Here is a 19,579-nt window from a genome sequence, read left to right on the forward strand (position 1 = left end):
ACCTGTCGCATCCTTTGCATTATGCTTTTGCGATTAGGTTTTTTCTTGGCATTCATCACCACGGCCCTTGCTGCAAAGGCCCAGGGCGACTCTGTGTTGCTGAAGCCCGTGACGGTCTATGGTCTTCCCGACGAAAAATACCTGGCCGGCTCACAATTCTATACGCTCGATTCTGCCCTTCAAAAACAACAAGACTCGCGTCACCTTGGTGAGATACTCGCGTTTCAGTTCCCCGTCTACTTCCGGAACTATGGCAACGGCATGTTGTCGGGCATCAGCCTGCGCGGCACATCGCCATCGCACACTGCCGTGCGCTGGAACGGCATCAACATCAACAGCTTCTCGCTTGGGCAAGCCGATTTTTCTATTCTGCCAACCGTGGCGTTCAGCGATGTGAAGGTTCATGCCGGCGGAGGAAGTGCACGCTATGGCAGCGGTGCGTTTGGCGGCACGGTGTTGCTTTCGTCGGTTGGCGGGTCGTCGGACATACTTTCGGTGAGCCAGGAAGTGGGCAGCTATGGCCGCTACTTCACTTCATTGAAGGGCGCGTTTCGCATCCGAAAATTTTCGTCTACGTCATCGCTTTATCGGGTGCAGGCTCAAAACGATTTTCCGATCCCTCACCTCAACGAACGACAACCTCACGCAGCCTATTGGCAGCAAGGCATTGTGGAACATGCACAGTATACTATTTCGAACGCCCGTAGAATCACGCTCGACTATTGGTATAACGACGCCCACAAAGAAATTCAACCCAACCTCGGAAGCAACAACAACACCGACGAGCAGGATGATCGCAACCACCGTTTTGTGCTTTCGTATGAACAGAACACGGCGCAAGGTTTTTCGAAGATCACCGGCGGGTTTGTGGACGACAGAATAGTTTTCAACAACAACCTCACGGAGATTGTGCGGTGGATCGGTTCGGCCAGTCATCAGTTTGTTGTTGCCGAATCGTGGCACGTGTCGGGCAGTGCGGAGTGGAATCACATCATTGGAAAGATCAAGGAATATGGACCCACATCGCCGGTAGAAGATCGTGTTGACCTCGCGGCTTCGGTGCAGAAAGATTTTAAGAACGTCGCGTGGTCGTTCAACCTGCGTCAACCGTTCATCACACACGTGTCTGCACCGTTGTTGCCCTACATTGGCGCCGATGTGGTGCTGTTTAAAAACGCGAAGCAGACCTGGACACTGAGCGCCAATGCATCAAAGAATTTTCGTGCACCCACACTCAACGACCGCTACTGGCAGGACGCCGGAGCACGCGACTTGCTTCCGGAAACCAGCTATGCGGCAGAGGCGGGATTGACTTGGCGCAGGCAGAACTTTAACGTGAACACACGTGGCTTCTATCAATGGGTAGACCAGTGGATTCAATGGGTGCCCGGCGCGCAGGGCGTGTACCGGCCCCGTAATGTGAAGCAAGTGCGCACCGATGGCGTGGAGGCCGGCATAGAAGACCGTGTGAAAATAGGACCTGTGGTGTTGCAAGGCAAAGTGGCCTATCAATTCACACAGGCCATCACCGAAAAAACAGACAACACCGACATCGCGTCGGTGGGGAAACAACTTATCTACACACCCGTGCACACCGGCAGTGGCACATTCGGAGTGTTGTATGGCACATGGTCGCTAAACATGTTTCTGCAATATTCAGGCACACGTTTCACCGATGCCGCCAATGCTGCCATGTATGCCCTCGATCCTTTTTTGCTCGCCGACATGTCCTTAAACAAATCGTATGCACACGGGCAGCATGGATTCGATTTCTCGGTTCAACTGAAAAATGTTTTCGCTACCGACTATCAACTCTACTCCGGCAGGGCCATGCCCGGGCGGAATATCAACTTTAAAATTTCCTATCACTTAACACGTAAACAACAATGAACAATCGCTACCCTGCGGCTCCGGCCGTGACACACACATTCAAGGCATTTGCAACACTTCGCCGCATGGCCATTCTCGTGTTGCTTGTGGTTTCACTCTGGGCTTGTAAAGACGACGAGCAGGCGCCCAAAGGCAAGTTTGAACATGGCGCACTGGTGATCAACGAAGGCGCTTTTGGTGGTGGCAACGGCAGCATCACCTACTACAACACCACCACCGGCATGGCCGAGCAAAACATCTATCGCAACGTCATCGGCAAGTTTGCAGGCGATGTGACGCAATCGCTCACCATTCACGACGACAAAGCCTACATCGTGCTGAATGGCGACAACAAAATTGAGATCGCCGATGCCAACACATTCGAACGCCTGGGCACCATCAGCGACGATGCCATTGTGCAGCCACGCTATTTGGAAGTGGTGGGCAACTATGCCTATCTCACCGTGCAAGGCGAATACGATGCAAACTACAACCTGGTGGAGTCGTCGGTGCTGGTAATCGATTTGTCGACCAACAAAGTGATCAAGAAACTCGAGACCGACAAAGGCGTTGAAAATATTGTGCACGCCGGCAACTACCTCTTTGCGTCAAATTATTATTATGGCCAGTCCAGCACCGTCACCGTGATCGACCCGGCAACAAACGCGTTTGTGAAATACGTTGATGTTGCCAGTGGCCCTTCGGGAATGGCAGTTGATGTGAACGGCAAACTGTGGGTGATCTCGCAAGGCGACGAGTCGAGCGTGTTGACCCGCATCAACCCTTCTACATTCGAAAAGGAAACAACCATCGACCTTGGTCTTAGCGCCGACACCGACCTGGCCATCACGCCCGACAAAAGCAGCCTCATCTACTACACCAGCGGCAGGGTCTACAAAATAGCCATCACCGCCACGACCGCACCCTCCACTCCGTTCTTCACCATTGCCGACCTGGGCTACGAATACGCGCTTGGGGTTGATCCCGAGAACGGCGACATTTGGGTAGGCGATGCGCCGACCTTTACCGCCGATGGCAAAGTGTTTATCTACGGCGCCGACGGCAAATCAAAAACAACATTCACGTCGGGCATCGGTCCCACAAACTTTGTATTTAAGTGATACCCGAAAACCAGGAAGATAAAAAAGAACCTCCGTATTACTATATGGAGAACGGCTTCATGGTTTTCACCGAAGCCTTTCACCTGAAGCGTGGCTATTGTTGCAAAAACGGATGCCGTCATTGTCCCTATGGATTCAAAAAGAAAAGTAACAATAAGCTGGAGCGGCGGTAAAGACTCCGCTTTCGCGTTATATAAAATTCTGTTGTCCGGAGACTATCACGTGGTGAATCTCCACACCGTTTTTGGTGACGACACAAAACGCGTAGGCCTTCACGGCGTGCGTGAAGCATTGATCGAGCGGCAGGCCGAATGCCTGGGCCTGCCGCTGGTCAAGCTGCACCTTCGCGAAAGCGACAACCATCAGGTCTACGCTGCGCTGATGCAAGCGTACTATAAAAAGTGTGCGCAGCAAGGCATCACCCACATTGTGTTTGGCGACATTTTCCTCGAAGACCTGCGCGACTATCGCGAACAACTTTTGGCCGGCACCTCCCTTCAGTCGGTGTATCCGTTGTGGAAAATTGATAGCAATCTTTTGGTGAACGATTTTGTCGGCCTGGGTTTCAAAACGGCCATCTGCTCTGCCGATGCCGATGTGTTTTCAGAAACCCAGGTTGGGCAAACGATCGATGCAGCCTTTATCGAAAATCTTCCAAACGGTGTTGATCCCTGTGGCGAGAATGGTGAGTTTCATTCCATGGTCTACGATGGCCCCGTGTTCAAAACACCGTTGCTGTTCGATCGGGGAGAGGTTGTGAAAAAAGCCTACACGTTTCAAAAGAAGAATGAACAAGACGAAATCGAAGTCGTGTCGAAGGCTTTCTGGTTTCAGGATTTGCTGCCGCGTATAGCCTGATGGTAGGCGTCCAGCAGTTGCCGTGCGGCGTCCTGCGCCGACAAATGACGCGTCTCCACATCCTTCTCCAATCGCTGACGCAACGTTTTCATGGCCGCATACCGGTGAAGATCGGCCTGCAACACATCTTTAAAATATTCCTGAAACCATGCTACATTCTGATGTTTTCGGTTCAAGTCCAGGTGGCCCGATGTGGTGGTTTGATGATGATGCTCTTCAATTAATTTCCAGGTTGCCTCAATGCCTTCGCCCGTTAGCGCAGACGATGTGAGCACGCGCGGCGTCCACCCGGAAGCCGGTGGCGGAAACAGGTGGAGCGCATGTTGGTAGTCGGCGCGTGCTTCCTGCGCGCGCGAAAAGTTATCACCTTCTGCTTTGGTGATCACGATGGCGTCGGCCATCTCCATGATACCTTTCTTGATGCCCTGCAGTTCGTCGCCGGCACCGGCCAGCATGAGCAACAGGAAAAAGTCCACCATGTTCTTCACAGCCACTTCCGATTGTCCCACACCCACGGTCTCTATGATGATCACATCAAAGCCGGCGGCCTCGCAGAGCAACATGGCCTCCCGGGTTTTGTGCGCTACACCACCCAACGCGTTGCCCGAAGCCGATGGCCGGATGAAACCGTTGGGATGTTTTGAGAGTTCTTCCATGCGCGTCTTGTCGCCCAGAATGCTTCCCCGCGTGAGCGGACTGCTGGGGTCTACGGTGAGCACGGCGATTTTCTTTTGCTGTTCGGCCAGTGAGAGGCCCAGCGCTTCAATGAACGTGCTCTTGCCCACGCCCGGCACACCCGTGATGCCCACACGAATGGCGCCACCGGTGTTTGGACCAATGGCCGAAAGCAGTTGTGCGCTCAGCGCCTGGTCGTCGGGCCGCGTGCTTTCAATGAGGGTGATGGCCTGGCCCAACACCACACGGTTGCCGGCGAGGATACCCTCGGTATAGTCGGCAAGTGTTCGTTTTGATCGGGCGTGTGAATTCAAGGTGCTATGGTTATGCAAGGTAAATTTCTAAATTTACTATATACTTCAAGTACATACATGAGAAAATTCTGGCGCGACTGCCTCCTGGCAACAATCTTCGTGTTTATGGCCATGTGGGTGATCCTCAAAATAACCCAGCTCAATATTTTCAATGCATTCGATTCGATCGGCACGGCGCTGTCGGACGTGGAGTTGACCGACTATGTGTTTAGCGGATTGAGAGATGATCCGAACGTAGATGAAGACATTGTGGTAGTGAATATCGGAAACCTGACGCGAAGAGAGATTGCCGAAGAACTTCGGATCATAAGCAAATACAAACCCCGCGTCATTGGCATCGATGGTTTTTTTGATTGCCGAACAGGCTTGAGAGACACTTTAAACTGTCCACAATTGAAAGACACGTTGGGCAACATGATGTTGAGCAGTGCCATCCAGGACGCGGGTAATGTGGTGTTGGTAACAAAAGCGCTTCAATCCAGTAAAATCGTCAAGCAGGGCATCGAAATTTATGATTCCATTCGCCGATCAGACCCCATGTTTCGGGACCATGCGATCGCAGAAGGCTATGCCAGTCTTGAAACAAATGCAGCCTTTCAGGACGACGTGAAAACCTGTCGCACGTTCAATCCAACGCTTAACATTAGTAATGTGGAGAGCTATGCATTCGGCGTCGAGCTTGCAAGAGCTGTCGATTCGGTGAAGACGCGCAAATTCCTGGAGCGTAGAAACTATTCGGAGGTGATAAACTATAGGGGTAACGTTGTGGATTTTTTTCATCAGACAAAGTATCCGCAAATGTTCTATACGCTTGACGTTGCCGACGTTTTTTCTGAAAATTTTGTGGCCGAGGCCATCACCGGAAAAATAGTGGTATTTGGATTTTTAGGAGAATACATTGGCGATCCGTCTTGGGCCGATAAATTTTATACACCGTTGAATAAAAAACTGGCAGGTAAAGCAAACCCCGACATGTTCGGCGTCGTTGTGCACGCCAATATTGTGTCGATGATCCTTCACGAAGACTATGTGAACGAAATGGAAGATTGGCAGGAATACATCATGGCCTTCATTTTCTGTCTGCTCAACGTGGCACTATTTTCGCTAATCAACAAACATCTTCCGTCGTGGTATGATGGCATTACGAAACTATTACAGCTCACGCAACTCTTGCTTTATTCGGTGCTTATGGTTTTGATTTTTCATTGGTATTCGTTTAAACTCAATATAACCATCACCCTGGCTGCGGTGGCGCTGGTGGGCGATGTGTTCGAAATCTATACGAGCATTATTAAAAACGCCATTTTCAGGTTAAAAATGAAATTTCACTCGCTTACCCGCCGAGATGATGAAGTATACATACCGGGAGAATCTCAAAAAGATTAACTTTAATATCTTCTCAACACCTACTACCATGAAAACTCAAAAATTGACCCTTCTTTTCGCTTTGGTCGCCACTTTCGCTTCGGCGCAGGACTACGCCTTTAAGGTGTTGGCCAACAAAGGCAGTAATGAAGTGAAGTCAGGCAACGACTGGGTACCGCTCAAAACCGGGGCAAGTCTCCGCAACGGCGATGAACTTAAACTTGGCGACAATGCCTACGTGGGCCTCATGCACTCCAAAGGAAAACCCATGGAGTTGAAAACCGCCGGTAACTATTCCGTAAAAAAACTTGAAGATGAAATGAACGCCAAGCCCAGCACAGGCGTGCTTGCCAAATACACGGACTTCATCCTCAGCAGCAACTCGGCCGAGAGCAAAAAGAACCGCCTCAGCGCAACGGGAGCGGTAGACCGCGGCGAGAACTATGCCATCAAACTGTTGCTTCCTGCAAATCAGTATGCCGGTCTTTTCAACAACCAGGCCATCATCACCTGGGAAAGCTCCAAAACATCGGGCCCCTATTTGGTGACCGTGAAAAACATGTTTGACGATGAGCTCGTGAAATTTGAAACGCCCGAAAATAATTTCAAGATCGACATGAGCGAACCCAAATACGCGAAAGAAAATGCCGTCCTCGTAGAGGTGCGTTCCAAAGCCGATCCGAAACAAGTATCCGAGTCGCACCTCATTAAAAGACTGGCACCGGCCGAACAGGCGGGCGTGAAAAAATCGCTGGAAAGCATCCTGAAAGAAACCCCCGAGCAAACCGCACTCAACAAATATTTGCTCGCCGGCTTCTACGAAGAAAACAAACTTCTCATCGATGCCGTTACGGCCTACAAGGAAGCCATTCAGTTGGCACCCGACGTGCCCACCTACCAGGAAGCATTGGATGAATTTCTTTTGCGAAACAACATCAAGAAATAGAAGTCCCTGGAAGAAAATAACGAAGGCCGCCCGCAGCGGCTTTCGTGGTTTTAGGGGATTACGAATTCTGCGGGATTGTTTTACTTTTGCAAATAAAATAACCCTTTAATTCCCTTCCATATCATGAAATCCAGAAAGTTGGCATTGGCAGTCCTGTTTCTTGTCGGGTTTGGACACGTTCAGGCACAGGAATATGCTTTTAAGGTGCTTGTCAACAAAGGCAAGAATGAATTGAAATCCGGCTCCGGGTGGACACCCCTCAAAGTAGGCGCAAGCCTGAAGCCCGACGACCAATTGAAGGTTTCTGAAAACTCCTACCTCGGCCTGGTGCGTGTCAGCACGGGCAAACCGCTTGAGATGAAAAAACCCGGCACCTATTCGGTGCTGAAACTCAAGACCGAAATGGACGCGCAGCCGGCCAACAGTGTGCTTAACAAATACACCGATTTCATCCTCAGCTCGGCCACTTCGCCCAAGAACACCCTGTCTGCAACGGGGGCGGTAGATCGCGGCATTCTTAAAATAGACCTTAACCTCCCCGGCCCCAGCACCGAACACGCCGAAGTGTTTGGAAAGAAAGTGATTGTGAGCTGGGTAGACGAGCGAAAACTGAAGCCCTACATCGTCACCTTCAACAACATGTTTGGCGACGAGCTTCTCTCCAAAGAAACCTCCGACACCTCCATCGAAGTAGACCTTACCGACCCGGCCTTGTCGCACGAAGATGCTGTGCTGGTGAAGGTGACATCGAAGACCGACAAAAACCGCCAGTCTGACGAGCGCACCATCAAGAAGGTGACCAAAGCCAACCGCGACAAAATAGGCACGGCCTACACCGAGTTTGCGGCCGCTAACGCCGAGCCCACGGCCATCAACAAATATTACCTGGCTGGCTTCTACGAACAACACGGCATGTTTATCGATGCCGGAACAGCCTTGCAGGAAGCCGCAAAAATGGAACCTGAAGTCTATACAGATCTCTACAGCGAGTTCTTGCTCCGCACAGGCATACGCAAAAAGCGCAAGTAGACTTTACATTTTGAACTCGAAAATCTTTACGGCTCCCGGGCAATTCCCGGGAGCCGTTTTTTTGCCCATCCCAATCCGGAGCCGGTTCAACTTTTAAAAGGCTCCGGCTTTCATTTCCGTCTCAAAAAGTGAAGTTTCACGGCGGCCAATAGTGACACCCTTCGTTTGGTCAAAAGGTTTATTATCCTATTTTTGTGCTTCTCAAAAGCAAACGAAAATTTCCATGAGTGTACTGGTAAATAAAAATTCCCGTGTAATCGTTCAGGGTTTCACAGGTTCCGAAGGCTCCTTTCACGCGGGCCAGATGATTGAATATGGAACAAACGTGGTGGGCGGAGTGACGCCGGCCAAAGGAGGAACCGAACATTTGGGAAGACCGGTATTTAACACGGTGAAAGAGGCCGTTGAGAAAACAGGCGCCGACGTATCCATCATCTTCGTGCCCCCTGCTTTCGCTGCCGACGCCATCATGGAAGCCGTAGACGCAGGCATCAAAGTGATCATCACCATCACCGAAGGCATTCCGGTGAAAGATATGATGATCGCCAAAAAATACTTACAAGGCAAAGGCGGTGTCACCCTCATCGGCCCCAACTGCCCGGGTGTTATCACCCCCGGCGAAGCAAAAGTGGGCATCATGCCGGGCTTCGTGTTCAAAAAGGGAAGAATCGGAATTGTATCGAAGTCGGGAACCCTCACCTACGAGGCTGCCGATCAGATTGTGAAAGCAGGCCTGGGCGTGTCTACTGCCATCGGAATCGGCGGCGACCCCATTATCGGCACACCCACCAAAGAAGCCGTAGAACTTCTCATGAACGACCCCGACACCGACGCCATCGTTATGATTGGCGAGATCGGCGGAAACTACGAGCCGGTAGCGGCACGCTGGATCAAGGAAACTGGAAATAAGAAACCTGTTGTGGGATTCATCGCTGGTCAAACTGCCCCTCCCGGTCGCAGAATGGGCCACGCCGGTGCCATCATAGGTGGCGCTGACGACACGGCTGCAGCAAAAATGAAAATCATGCGGGAGTGTGGAATTACCGTGGTAGAATCGCCGGCAGAAATTGGTGAGACTATGGTGAAGGCGCTGGCGGCTAAGAAATAGGCCAGCACCTCCCCAGTAATTTTATTAGAACGACGTTCTGAATTCGTTTTCCAGGTATTCGTTGAGGTTTTTCAAACCTCGGAGCATACTCAATTTCTCTGCTTTTTCTTCGGCATTGTCGTGCTGGTAGATCACCTCCACGAACAAGTCGCGCAGCATGTAAATGTAAATTTTACGACCGTCCTTAATGCGGGTGCCCAAGGCCACGCCTTTTCTTTGAAGATATTTCACTTGATTATCTAAGGAAAGCTTGCTGAAAAAGAACTTGAGGATCATAAAACTGTTGGTTATTGTTGTTTGCTGATGTAATTACCAAATGCAGGCCAACGTCAGAAACCCCGAAATTCAGTTGTATTTCAAGATGTGGATGGTTCTACCATCCAGGAATGGGAAATTGAATTCAATTCAGTACGGTTTATAGACAATTTTCAGGTGTCGATGCATCGTCAACTTCTCCGAACCACACCAGTCCGTATTCTTTGTAGATGCCGATGCCAATCGCTTTCCACTTCACCTTTTCCCATGTGCCCAGGTTGATAAGCAACGGATTGTGTCCCGGGCTCACCTTCCAGCCGTCAAGGCCTTCCTGGGCGGAGGCGCCAATCGAACTGAAATAGGCAATCTCAAAGCCGTTTCCCGAGTAGGCAGCAATTTCCTGGGGCTTTGTCCACATGCAGCTGGCTTTTTTATGGTCGTTGGTGTAGCAACACGAGGTCCACTTGCCATGCGACGACCAGCTGTGGGGATTACATTTGTTTTTGGGATCGAAGGCGTAGTGCTCCGACAAGTCGCGTGCGTGTGTCTGGGCCACCAGCGACAGCTTTGCCGAAAGGGGAATAGACTCCAGGTGGTGTTCGCGCCGGTAGTCCATGATGAGGTCATATAGTTTCTTTTCCTCTGTGCTAACACACACAGCCGGTGCAAGTTGGGACCGTTCATGGAATCCGGCAAGGCCTGTCAGCAATAGGCTAACGGCCAGCAGGCGGGAAAGCATTTTCATAGGTAGTATTTAGTCAATAAACGCTTCACCAAGTAAAAATATCTTCATTTCTGGCTCGAATTTTTTAATTTTCCGCGCTCAAAAAAAGAGCATCTCAAAACATTTCACATTTAACGCATAACAAAGATGAGCGATCAGAAAATTAGCATCAGCAACGGTAAGCTGAACGTGCCTGATAACCCTACGATTCCATTTATTGAAGGCGACGGAACCGGCGTGGATATTTGGCCTGCATCACAGCTTGTATTCGACAAAGCTGTTGAAAAGGCCTACAGCGGAAAACGTAAGATCAACTGGAAAGAAGTATTGGCAGGCGAAAAGGCGTTTAACAAAACCGGCAACTGGATGCCCGAAGAAACGCTCACCGTTTTCAGAGAATATCTGGTCGGTATCAAAGGTCCCCTCACCACACCGGTGGGTGGCGGCATTCGCTCCCTGAACGTTGCCCTCCGTCAGGAACTTGACCTCTATGCGTGCGTGCGCCCCGTTAGATGGTTCACCGGCGTTCCTTCGCCCGTGAAAGAACCTCAAAAGACCGACATGGTCATCTTCCGCGAAAACACAGAAGACATCTATGCCGGCATCGAGTTCCAGGAAGGCAGTGACGAGAACAAGAAGTTCCTGCAATTGTTGAAAGACAATTTTCCCAAGAGCTATAAAAAAATCCGTTTCCCCGAAAACTCTGGTATCGGCATCAAGCCCGTGTCGAAAGACGGAACCGAACGCCTCGTGCGCTCGGCCTTGAAATTCGCGTTGGAAAACAAGAAGCCCAGCCTCACCCTGGTGCACAAAGGAAACATCATGAAATTTACCGAAGGCGGTTTCCGCGATTGGGGATATGCCCTGGCGAAAAACGAATTCGGTGCAAAAGATCTCGACGGCGGACCTTGGCAAGTGATCGAAAAAGATGGTCATAAACTGATCATCAAAGACGCTATCGCCGATGCGTTCCTGCAACAAATCCTGTTGCGTCCCGACGAATATTCAGTGGTGGCCACATTGAACCTCAACGGCGACTATATCTCCGATGCACTGGCGGCAATCGTTGGTGGTATTGGTATTGCTCCGGGTGGCAACGTGAACTACATAACCGGTCACGCCATCTTCGAAGCTACGCACGGCACCGCACCGAAGTATGCGGGTCAGGATAAAGTGAATCCCGGTTCTGTTATTCTTTCGGGTGTGATGATGCTGGAATACATGGGCTGGCAGGAAGCTGCCGACCTCATCATCAAAGGTCTGGAAGGCGCCATCGCTGCAAAGAAAGTGACCTACGATTTCCATCGTCTCATGGAAGGTGCAACACTGCTGAAGTGTTCTGAGTTTGCACAAGCCGTAGTGAGCAAAATGTAATCGAACATTCCGGCAACTCCGGAATGCATTTTTTGTAATGAGAAAAAGGCCGCCTGTTTCAGGTGGCCTTTTTTCATGCAAACACCCCCATTAAAAAAGAAATCAGAAAAATTGTCACTGCAAAGGCGTTGCAGTGGTGCGGGATACCTTGCGCAAAACGAATCCCTATGAATCTCCATGTAAAGATCAGGTGTGCGCTGACCGTTGTTGGTCTGATCCTTTTTTTTGGAAGCCAGTCGTTCGCACAAGGATGCGGGACCATTATAACGAATAGAATTATGGCGACGACCTATTGCTTTGCTGGTCCCGTAAGCACGCAATCCACAATTTTTCAACCAGAGGCCACGGTCGTCAATGGCCCGACGTCGCCATCAATCGAATACAGCTGGGAATTTTCCCTGACACCGTCGGGGCCTTTTCGGCCATCACCCATTACTGCAAGCACGCAACACCTAATCATTTCAAACCAACTTCCAACATCCTACTGGCGACGGAAAGTGGTGCTGGTGGGAACGTCTTGCTCGCACACCAGCGATGTAGTGGCCATCACCATGGAACCGGTGCCGGTCATCACCAACGGACCCGTCAGGTCGGAGAGTGTTTGCGCCGGAAGCGGCACACAATTCGTCGAACTCCCGGCAGTCACCACAACCCCGGCCACCCCGTTTAGTTTGCAGTGGCAAATTGACGACGGCGTAGGATTCCATGACATATCACCCGGTGGGGTTTTCACGGGAGAAAACTCACAACGACTCAACATCCGCGATGTTACGGGCTTGGGTGATGTCCGATTTCAATGCGTGGTTACCAACACCACACCAAATGCCTGCATGTCGAAGTCGGCCATCTACTCACTACACGAATTACCCAAGCCGGAGACGACGAGTTTGATGCGCGATCTATGCGAAGAGCGAGCAATAACAGGTACCGCTCAAATTGATCTTCAAACGCTCGAAGCTGAAGTGACCCTTTCTTTGCCCGATCGCGCCGTAGTGTGGCATGACAAGCAGACGAACGTTTTGATAAACGATCCCGCCCATTTTCAAATCGTCAACACCGCCACGGTCAGGGCAGTTGTTTCCAACACCACAACGGGCTGTGAAACATCAGCGGAAGTAACGCTGAACATAAAGCCAAAGCCTTTGGCCATGGCGACATCTCCTGCATCCGCGATTTGTTCAGGATCAACTGCGGATCTGGAAATATCCGGTGGTGAACAATTTGTTTGGATCGTCAACTCCCCACCTGAAGTGACCGGGGCAAAACCGGGCGAAGGTGAAGTCATCCATGATGTGCTTGTCAACACCGGGGCAACAACCATGACGGTCTTCTATATCATAACGCCAACCGAAAATGGCTGCACAGGCGACGACCTGCCGGTAGACGTCGAGGTGCTTCCCGCGCTACGTGCCTATGACGTGACCGGTGGCGGTTCTCTTTGTGAGGGCGATGTGGGTGTGGTGGTGGGGTTGTCCGACAGTCAGCCAAATATAAACTATGCCCTGCACTTCAACGGCACGAACACAGGCACGGTAGTGCAAGGTCGCGGTGGCCCATTGGCTTTTCCCTTTCCCGTGAACCATGCAGGGGAATATACGGCCGTAGGGACGATTGTCGGAAAGTGCGAAACACCGATGACAGGAACGGTTGCCGTTGTGGTGAACACCACGCCACAAGGCACGGGCGCCATCATCGGCGAAAGCGACATCTGCGAAGGCACCTCAGCATCGTATGCAGCATCGGGATGGACAAACGCTGATAACTACCGGTGGACACTTTCACCTGAACTTTCGGGTGCCAGTGCCGACGCCGAGCAGAAAGAAGTGATGGCCGATGTTCCGGGTACAGCCACCATGATCGTGGAGCCACACAACCCTTGCGGCACTGGCCGGCCCGCACAAAAAAGCATCACCATAAATCCAAAACCAACAGGAACCCTGGTAGCGCCTGAAAAAATTTATGTGGGCACTCCCTTCATTCCAACATTCGAGACAACGGCAGCGATCGCCCAATGGCAATGGACGTTTGGCGACGGCGATGTCGCCCAACAATCGCAGCCTGAAAAAACTTACGCACAACCCGGCCAATATACACTTTCTGTCAACGTGACCGACAATCGCGAATGCACGGAAACAACCGACACTGAAATCGCCGTGGAGGAAGCGCCGTTGCTTAATGTGTATAGCATCAAAAACGTGATCACGGCCAATGGCGATCCGGAAAATGGATTTCTGTTTGTGGAAAACCTCGACAAGTTTCCCGCCAACGAAGTGGTGCTCATCAACCGCTGGGGAGGAGAGGTGTTCCGGCAGCGGCACTACGCCAACGACTGGGATGCACGCGGGAGCAATGGCTTTCTGCCTGCCGGAAACTACGTCTGCATTGTTCGTCTCACCGAAAGGGGACAAACATTTTCGCGTACGGTAACCATTGTGCGGGATTGATGCGCAGCCTGTGGTTTTGCATACTGATGTGGATGCCTTCCTTGTGCCTGGCACAGGACATTCCACTATTCACACAAAAACTCACCAACACATTTTTATACAATCCATCAGTGGCAGGCAACACCGTTGGTTCCATAACACTTTCGCGACGGCAATATTGGTCGGGCGTGCAGGGCGCACCCAACGTGAACCTGCTGAGCATGCACATGCCGGTGAATGGCTATCGCTTTGGCACAGGCCTCACGCTCTATCAGGATAACATTGGTGTGTCGCAGGTTTTTTCGGCAACCGGTGCATTTGCGTATCACATGATCATGCCCAACCGGCGTTCGTTTTCGTTGGGGGTGTCTGCCGAATATCATCAATATCGCGTGGTGCCTTCGCGCGTCGATGTGCAGAGCAACGTGCTCAGCGATCCTGCGTTGCTCACCAAACTATCGCCCACACGGGGATTTGATTTCTCCGGCGGCGTGAGCTACTACGCACCCAGGCTTCGTGCGGGCGCGTCGGTGAACCGGCTCAGTGCCATTTTGGGATTTGGCGACACCGATATTTTTTATCCATACCTCACCGCCTATGCGCAAGGCATTTTCCCGATGGCCGACAAACGTCATGTGCTGGAACCAGTGCTGAACTATCGCTCGCTCACGCCCGGCAACCACCAGTTTGAAGGAGGATTGTATTACACATTCAACAAGCGCATAACCTTTGGTGCTGCCTATCGCACGGGCCGTACCGTTTCGGTGACGGCCGCCTTTCAGGTCTATAAAAATGTGACGATTGGCTATACCTACGAGGTGATGAGCAGCGCGCTTAACCCGGCATTGGGAGGCACACATGAAGCCGTGGTGCGTTTCGATTTTATGGATCGCACAGATCTTTCCGCACGACGAAGCACACGCCGCTTCAACACATCGGGCCAACTGAACCGGCACAAAACACGCGTAAACTATTTTGTGCCCAAGGTTGCGGTGAAGAAATACAACCGCTATGTGAAAAAGACACGTACCATTTCACGCGCAAAACTGCATGCATGGCGTTCGAAGAAAACATCCCGCAGAATCCGGCGTGCACAACGGAGGTGGCTAAAAGACAAGTGAACGACAATCAATTTCCGATGAGACCACTGCGAATGAATCTGCCAGATCACATCACCGACATGCACGTGACGGTGATACTGATCGTTGTTCTGTTTGCTGCATCCATCGAAACACGCGCGCAGCAGATTGTGATCAATCCGCAAGGGCATTCGGCACGCATCAGCAAAGTGTTGTTCACGCCCAACGGTGACGACATCATCTCCATATCCGAAGACAAAACCATTCGTGTGTGGGACGCGGCGCGTGGCGTGATGAAACAGAAATATGAATCGCAAATCGGCGCCGGCTGGGACGGTACATTCTATGCTGCTGCGCTTTCGAACGATGGAAGACTGTTGGCAGTGGCGGGCTATCCGGCCGTGCGCGGCGACAACTACATCGTGTTGATCGATCTACAGGCAAGGGAACAATTTTCAACGGCTATTGGCCACACCAACGTTATCAACACGCTGACGTTTGCCGACTCGTCGCGCTATCTGGTTTCGGGTGGCGATGATGGACTGGTGAATGTGTGGCGCGTGCAGCGCGACAGCATGCTGAACGTGGTCACGTTGGCGCACGACAAAGGTGTTTCCCACCTCGCAATCAACAACCGAACACACGAACTGGCCGTGGGCGTGAGCGATTACATTGTGCTCTATGACATGCCTTCGCTGCAGTCGGGCAATCCAAAACAAAAGGAGACAACGTTCCGAACCGGCACCCTTAACGCATTGTGTTATTCGCCCGATGGAAACTACCTCGCGGCTACCGGTGGCGATAGGCTGACGGTGTGGAATGCGCGAACACAACAGAAACAATTCGCCTTGCATCTGCCGGTCAACCTCACCGGTCTGAATTTTTCTGTCGATGCCAAGCTGCTGGCCGGCGTGGATGCGAAGGGCAACGGCTATTGCTGGACGGCGCGCGACGGCACTCTTCTGGAACAAACCCACCTCTACACCAACGCGGCCACGGCCATGGTGTGGACGCCGGTGCGAAACACCTACATCGCTGCTGCGGCAGGCGGTGTGAACAACGACATCCGCATCTGGAATCCCGTGAACGGCGACATGCTGAAAAGCATGAAAGGAAAAGGCAGTGCCATCACGCACGTGAACTTCGATAGCGACCGCGTGCTGTATGTTGAAACGGCCCCGACCGACGGACAACGCGCGAATGCCTATGCGTTCGACTTCGCATCCACAACACTGCATTCGGCAGTGCCTCAAACAACGCGCCGCACACGGCAGCAACAAAACACCGTGTTGCAAGTGGATGAATATACCCTCGAACTTGCCAACGGCCGTTTCATCAAAAACAATCCCGACGCCGATGGCCGGGTGCTTGATTTTTTAGTGATGCCCGATCAGCACATTGTGGTGGCCAGCGATTTTTCGATGAAGCAATACGAGCCGTCGGGCCAGCCGGAGCGCGAGTTTGTGGGACATGCCGGCGCAGTGCGCTCCATTGGCATGAGCGAAGATGGTCGCTACCTGGCTTCCGGCTCCGAAGATCAAACCGTGATGCTCTGGAAACTTGATGAGGCAAAAAGTTTTCCCTCGCTGGCAGAAACACTGCACGGCCGCGAATGGGAAGGGGTGCTCAAGACGAACCATATCGACTCGGCAATGTGTCATGACACATCGCGCCAGGGATGGACACAACTGCTGGGGCAGCTGCAACGCAACGATGCCGACACGTTTCTCGACATGAACTTCCTTTATGCAAGTTTGATTGAAACAACAAAACCCTTTCTCACGCTTTTTGTCGCCGACAACAGCGAGTGGGTGTGCTGGAGTCCACAGGGCTATTTCACGTGTTCGCCGGCGGGAAGCCAATACTTTGGCTGGCACGTGAACAAAGGCATACACACGCTGGCCGATTTCTATTCGGCCGATCAGTATTTCGAAGTGCTCTATCGTCCCGATGTGTTTGCAAAAAGCTTCATGCAGGGAATTCGCGTGGAGGACATTCTGCACGAAAGCGGCGCGCGTGCGTTCGACCTCAACCGTCTTCACAAACCTTCGGCCGTGCTGTTTCAAATAAACCCCGATTTGGATTCGCTGGTGAGCCACGGCGGAAAATTTTATACACAGGCCAAAAAAATAAACCTAACGGTAGACATATACGATGGCGGTGGAGGTGTGAAGGAACTCTATATCTATCAAAACGACAAACTGGTGGTGCACGACACCGACGTGGTGACGCGTTTTGAACGCGATAAAATCACCCGCACATATTCTGTGGAGATGGCCAACGATCTGAATGCATTCAAGGCTAAAGTGGTGAACTATCAGAAAATTGAATCGCGAGCCGATGAATTTGAAGTGCAGTATACTGGCTCGGCCATTCCCACATCGTCGCTCTACATGCTGTCGGTGGCCATAAACACGTATAAAAATTCGGCCTACAACCTGAACTATGCACGCCCGGATGCGGAAGCGTTTTCGGGCAAAGTTGTGGCAGGAGGCAAGGAGATCTTCCGTGAAATCTATCACCTCGAACTTTTCGACAGCGCCGCCACGCGCGAAAATATTCTGGCGGCGTTTCGTTCCATCTTGGTTCGTGCAAAACCTGAAGATCTGTTTCTGTTTTTTTATGCCGGTCATGGCACCAAAGGAGAAAAGGAAGAAGATGAGTATTACTTCATACCACACGATGTCACCAAACTGTATGGCGATCCGCAGCAGGTTAGGGAGAAAGGAATTTCGGCAGCGGAGTTGAAAGGATTGCTCAAGCAGGTGAAGGCACACAAGCAAGTGATCGTCATGGACGCGTGCTATTCGGGTGGTGCGGCCAAGTCTCTTCAAACGCGATCGCCGGGTTCCGACGAAAAAGCCATCATCCAGCTGGCGCGAAGTTCGGGTGCGGTCATGTTTGCGTCAAGCGGCACGAAGCAGCAGGCCACGGAGTTCGACGCCCTGCACCACGGCGTGTTCACCTATGCGTTGCTGGAAGCCCTCGATGGCAAAGCCGACAACGGCGACGGACGCATCACGGTGAGCGAAATAAAATCGTATCTCGAAGCGCGCGTGCCCGAGTTGACCAAGAAGTATAGTGGAGAAGCGCAGTATCCAACGGGCTACATCAGCGGCAATGATTTTCCCATCGCGCTGGTGCCCGGCAACTGATTTAGAAGTTCAGCATGCCAATGGCGGTGAGGGCGGCTTCTTCGCCTTTGTTGCCAAATTTTCCGCCGGCGCGGTCCATGGCTTGCTGTTTGTTCAGCGTGGTGAGCACACCGAAAATCACCGGCTTGCGGGTTTTCAGATTGGCTTCGGTGATGCCATAGGCAACGGCCTGACAGATATAATCGAAATGAGGAGTGTCGCCCTGAATCACGCAGCCGAGGCAGATCACGGCGTCGATGTTTTTCTTTTCGCCCATCCACAGTGCTCCCAACGAAAGCTCGAACGTGCCCGGCACATTCTTGCGCACGATGTTGCTCTTCTTCACACCGTTTGCCACCAGCCCGGCCACAGCGCCTTCATACAACGCTTCGGTGATCTCTTCATTCCACTCGGCCACCACAATGGCAAATTTCTTTTTCAACAGGTTGATCGACGATTTTACGCTTCCGGATTTCAGAGGGCCAGCCATACAGCAAAGGATTTGGTGTTCGTTAGGAACGGGTTGAGCAATAAAAAAGGGATAGACGAATCTATCCCTCGAAAGTTAACTGAATTTTGCCTAGGAATTGCTTTCCAGACGTGCCTTGAACTTGCGGGCATTTTGATATTCCGACGAATCCCAATATTGGGTAATCACTTTTTCGTAGGTCTCTTTTGCCTTGTCGTTCTGGTTCAGAAGTTCGTAGGCCAGCGCTTCCTTCATCAGGTAGGTAGGCGAAAAGAACTTGTTGGGTTTATAGTTGGCTGCCTTGCTATAGTACTTGGCAGCGTCTTCATATTTCTTTTCTTCCATGTAGGAATCTCCCACCAGGCTGTAGGCACGGGCTTGCACCAGCAGATCGTTCGAGCTGAAATCCTCCAGATACAGGCGGGCCAGTTCATATTTTCCTTGTTTCAGGTAAGACACACCGGCATAGTAGTTGGCCAGTTTGGCGGCATCGGTGATGCCATAGTCTTCAATGATGGCCAGGAAGCCGAGGCTGTTGCCGTCGCCGTTCAGGGCCTTGTTCAGGCTGTCGGCTTCAAAATAGTAGACCGCCGGAAACATTTCCTTTTGGGCGATAACATCCTGCGTGCTCTTATAATAGTGGAATCCAAAATATCCGCCCACGGCGAGCAAAATAACGGCAGCGATACCGATAACTGTTTTGGGATTGCTTTCCACCCAGGTTTCGGCACCTACCAATCTGTCTTTGATCGCTTCCGGATTTTCGAGGAGTTCGTGTTTGTGTTCTTCCTTTTTAGCCATTGTATTCCATTATTTCTTCCCACGCGTCAAATCGT

General features: G+C 51.6%; 19 protein-coding genes. 12 read left to right on the forward strand and 7 right to left on the reverse strand.

All coding sequences use genetic code 11. From position 1 onward, the window contains the following. Window positions 1-21: 21 nt before the first annotated feature. The 4 genes from JI741_RS14075 to JI741_RS14090 are packed head-to-tail and all read left to right on the forward strand — an operon-like array spanning window position 22 to window position 3,848. Window positions 22-1,890 carry a TonB-dependent receptor domain-containing protein gene (locus JI741_RS14075; protein WP_202010514.1) on the forward strand — a complete coding sequence of 623 codons (1,869 nt, stop codon included), beginning with the start codon at window positions 22-24 and terminating at the stop codon, window positions 1,888-1,890. Beyond that, window positions 1,887-2,990 (forward strand): DUF5074 domain-containing protein, encoded by a 1,104-nt coding sequence (locus JI741_RS14080; protein ID WP_202010516.1) that lies wholly within the window; start codon window positions 1,887-1,889, stop codon window positions 2,988-2,990. The genes JI741_RS14075 and JI741_RS14080 overlap by 4 nt, the downstream gene beginning before the upstream one ends. Before the next feature lie 59 nt (window positions 2,991-3,049). Further along, entirely contained in the window at window positions 3,050-3,163 is a 114-nt protein-coding gene (locus JI741_RS14085; RefSeq protein ID WP_236676094.1) for a DUF5522 domain-containing protein, read from the forward strand. Beyond that, window positions 3,120-3,848, forward strand: a complete 729-nt coding sequence (locus JI741_RS14090; RefSeq protein ID WP_202010518.1) for a Dph6-related ATP pyrophosphatase — start codon at window positions 3,120-3,122, stop codon at window positions 3,846-3,848. The genes JI741_RS14085 and JI741_RS14090 overlap by 44 nt, the downstream gene beginning before the upstream one ends. Here JI741_RS14090 and meaB read toward each other — a convergent pair. Further along, the gene (gene meaB, locus JI741_RS14095) at window positions 3,821-4,837 is read right to left on the reverse strand and encodes a methylmalonyl Co-A mutase-associated GTPase MeaB (protein ID WP_202010519.1); all 1,017 of its coding nucleotides are present in this window, start codon (window positions 4,835-4,837) and stop codon (window positions 3,821-3,823) included. The two genes, JI741_RS14090 and meaB, sit on opposite strands and share 28 nt — an antisense overlap. Window positions 4,838-4,894: 57 nt before the next feature. Here meaB and JI741_RS14100 point away from each other — a divergent pair, with 57 nt between their 5' ends. The 4 genes from JI741_RS14100 (at window position 4,895) to sucD (ending at window position 9,285) form a co-directional block, all read left to right on the forward strand. Continuing rightward, window positions 4,895-6,223, forward strand: a complete 1,329-nt coding sequence (locus JI741_RS14100; RefSeq protein ID WP_202010521.1) for a CHASE2 domain-containing protein — start codon at window positions 4,895-4,897, stop codon at window positions 6,221-6,223. 28 nt (window positions 6,224-6,251) lie between these two features. Further along, window positions 6,252-7,148, forward strand: coding sequence for a hypothetical protein (locus JI741_RS14105; protein WP_202010522.1), 897 nt, complete (start codon window positions 6,252-6,254; stop codon window positions 7,146-7,148). A gap of 123 nt (window positions 7,149-7,271) precedes the next feature. After that, window positions 7,272-8,177, forward strand: a complete 906-nt coding sequence (locus JI741_RS14110) for a hypothetical protein (protein ID WP_202010524.1) — start codon at window positions 7,272-7,274, stop codon at window positions 8,175-8,177. Window positions 8,178-8,400: 223 nt separating this feature from the next. Beyond that, window positions 8,401-9,285, forward strand: coding sequence for a succinate--CoA ligase subunit alpha (gene sucD, locus JI741_RS14115; RefSeq protein ID WP_202010526.1), 885 nt, complete (start codon window positions 8,401-8,403; stop codon window positions 9,283-9,285). Between the two features lie 24 nt (window positions 9,286-9,309). Here sucD and JI741_RS14120 read toward each other — a convergent pair whose 3' ends face one another. Together JI741_RS14120 and JI741_RS14125 are read right to left on the reverse strand one after the other, a co-directional pair. Next, window positions 9,310-9,561, reverse strand: coding sequence for a hypothetical protein (locus JI741_RS14120; RefSeq protein ID WP_202010528.1), 252 nt, complete (start codon window positions 9,559-9,561; stop codon window positions 9,310-9,312). A gap of 139 nt (window positions 9,562-9,700) precedes the next feature. Beyond that, window positions 9,701-10,285, reverse strand: a complete 585-nt coding sequence (locus JI741_RS14125) for a CAP domain-containing protein (RefSeq protein WP_202010530.1) — start codon at window positions 10,283-10,285, stop codon at window positions 9,701-9,703. A 126-nt stretch (window positions 10,286-10,411) separates the two neighbouring features. Here JI741_RS14125 and icd point away from each other — a divergent pair, with 126 nt between their 5' ends. Beyond that, complete coding sequence (gene icd / locus JI741_RS14130; RefSeq protein ID WP_202010532.1) at window positions 10,412-11,638, forward strand: NADP-dependent isocitrate dehydrogenase; 1,227 nt, start codon at window positions 10,412-10,414, stop codon at window positions 11,636-11,638. Between the two features lie 481 nt (window positions 11,639-12,119). Here the strand turns inward: icd and JI741_RS14135 are convergent, their stop codons facing one another. Beyond that, window positions 12,120-12,350, reverse strand: a complete 231-nt coding sequence (locus JI741_RS14135) for a hypothetical protein (RefSeq protein ID WP_202010534.1) — start codon at window positions 12,348-12,350, stop codon at window positions 12,120-12,122. Window positions 12,351-12,680: 330 nt separating this feature from the next. After that, window positions 12,681-12,959, reverse strand: coding sequence for a hypothetical protein (locus tag JI741_RS33060; RefSeq protein WP_202010536.1), 279 nt, complete (start codon window positions 12,957-12,959; stop codon window positions 12,681-12,683). On the opposite strand from JI741_RS33060, the gene JI741_RS14145 reads away from it, so the two are divergent. The 3 genes from JI741_RS14145 to JI741_RS14155 are packed head-to-tail and all read left to right on the forward strand — an operon-like array spanning window position 12,868 to window position 18,295. Next, complete coding sequence (locus JI741_RS14145; protein ID WP_439647548.1) at window positions 12,868-14,082, forward strand: T9SS type B sorting domain-containing protein; 1,215 nt, start codon at window positions 12,868-12,870, stop codon at window positions 14,080-14,082. The genes JI741_RS33060 and JI741_RS14145 overlap by 92 nt on opposite strands. Further along, window positions 14,082-15,182, forward strand: a complete 1,101-nt coding sequence (locus JI741_RS14150) for a PorP/SprF family type IX secretion system membrane protein (RefSeq protein WP_255534560.1) — start codon at window positions 14,082-14,084, stop codon at window positions 15,180-15,182. The genes JI741_RS14145 and JI741_RS14150 overlap by 1 nt, the downstream gene beginning before the upstream one ends. 32 nt (window positions 15,183-15,214) lie before the next feature. Next, entirely contained in the window at window positions 15,215-18,295 is a 3,081-nt protein-coding gene (locus JI741_RS14155; RefSeq protein WP_202010542.1) for a caspase family protein, read from the forward strand. 1 nt (window position 18,296) lies between these two features. Here the strand turns inward: JI741_RS14155 and ribH are convergent, their stop codons facing one another. Next, window positions 18,297-18,764, reverse strand: coding sequence for a 6,7-dimethyl-8-ribityllumazine synthase (ribH, locus tag JI741_RS14160; protein ID WP_202010544.1), 468 nt, complete (start codon window positions 18,762-18,764; stop codon window positions 18,297-18,299). 90 nt (window positions 18,765-18,854) lie between these two features. Then, window positions 18,855-19,544, reverse strand: a complete 690-nt coding sequence (locus JI741_RS14165) for a tetratricopeptide repeat protein (protein ID WP_202010546.1) — start codon at window positions 19,542-19,544, stop codon at window positions 18,855-18,857. Window positions 19,545-19,579: the final 35 nt, after the last annotated feature.

This window comes from Chryseolinea lacunae (assembly GCF_016735595.1).
In the GTDB taxonomy this organism is placed as follows: domain Bacteria; phylum Bacteroidota; class Bacteroidia; order Cytophagales; family Cyclobacteriaceae; genus Chryseolinea; species Chryseolinea lacunae.

Excerpts from the sequence above, each read along its gene's own strand:
- JI741_RS14075 (WP_202010514.1), top strand. The coding sequence starts at position 22 with ATGCTTTTGCGATTAGGTTTTTTCTTGGCATTCATCACCACGGCCCTT.
- JI741_RS14080 (WP_202010516.1), top strand. The coding sequence starts at position 1,887 with ATGAACAATCGCTACCCTGCGGCTCCGGCCGTGACACACACATTCAAG.
- JI741_RS14085 (WP_236676094.1), top strand. The coding sequence starts at position 3,050 with ATGGTTTTCACCGAAGCCTTTCACCTGAAGCGTGGCTATTGTTGCAAA.
- JI741_RS14090 (WP_202010518.1), top strand. The coding sequence starts at position 3,120 with ATGGATTCAAAAAGAAAAGTAACAATAAGCTGGAGCGGCGGTAAAGAC.
- JI741_RS14100 (WP_202010521.1), top strand. The coding sequence starts at position 4,895 with ATGAGAAAATTCTGGCGCGACTGCCTCCTGGCAACAATCTTCGTGTTT.
- JI741_RS14105 (WP_202010522.1), top strand. The coding sequence starts at position 6,252 with ATGAAAACTCAAAAATTGACCCTTCTTTTCGCTTTGGTCGCCACTTTC.
- JI741_RS14110 (WP_202010524.1), top strand. The coding sequence starts at position 7,272 with ATGAAATCCAGAAAGTTGGCATTGGCAGTCCTGTTTCTTGTCGGGTTT.
- sucD (WP_202010526.1), top strand. The coding sequence starts at position 8,401 with ATGAGTGTACTGGTAAATAAAAATTCCCGTGTAATCGTTCAGGGTTTC.
- JI741_RS14120 (WP_202010528.1), bottom strand. The coding sequence starts at position 9,561 with ATGATCCTCAAGTTCTTTTTCAGCAAGCTTTCCTTAGATAATCAAGTG.
- JI741_RS14125 (WP_202010530.1), bottom strand. The coding sequence starts at position 10,285 with ATGAAAATGCTTTCCCGCCTGCTGGCCGTTAGCCTATTGCTGACAGGC.
- icd (WP_202010532.1), top strand. The coding sequence starts at position 10,412 with ATGAGCGATCAGAAAATTAGCATCAGCAACGGTAAGCTGAACGTGCCT.
- JI741_RS14135 (WP_202010534.1), bottom strand. The coding sequence starts at position 12,350 with ATGTCATGGAATCCTACGCCGTCGTCAATTTGCCACTGCAAACTAAAC.
- JI741_RS33060 (WP_202010536.1), bottom strand. The coding sequence starts at position 12,959 with ATGGTTGTTGCCCCGGTGTTGACAAGCACATCATGGATGACTTCACCT.
- JI741_RS14150 (WP_255534560.1), top strand. The coding sequence starts at position 14,082 with ATGCGCAGCCTGTGGTTTTGCATACTGATGTGGATGCCTTCCTTGTGC.
- JI741_RS14155 (WP_202010542.1), top strand. The coding sequence starts at position 15,215 with ATGAATCTGCCAGATCACATCACCGACATGCACGTGACGGTGATACTG.
- ribH (WP_202010544.1), bottom strand. The coding sequence starts at position 18,764 with ATGGCTGGCCCTCTGAAATCCGGAAGCGTAAAATCGTCGATCAACCTG.
- JI741_RS14165 (WP_202010546.1), bottom strand. The coding sequence starts at position 19,544 with ATGGCTAAAAAGGAAGAACACAAACACGAACTCCTCGAAAATCCGGAA.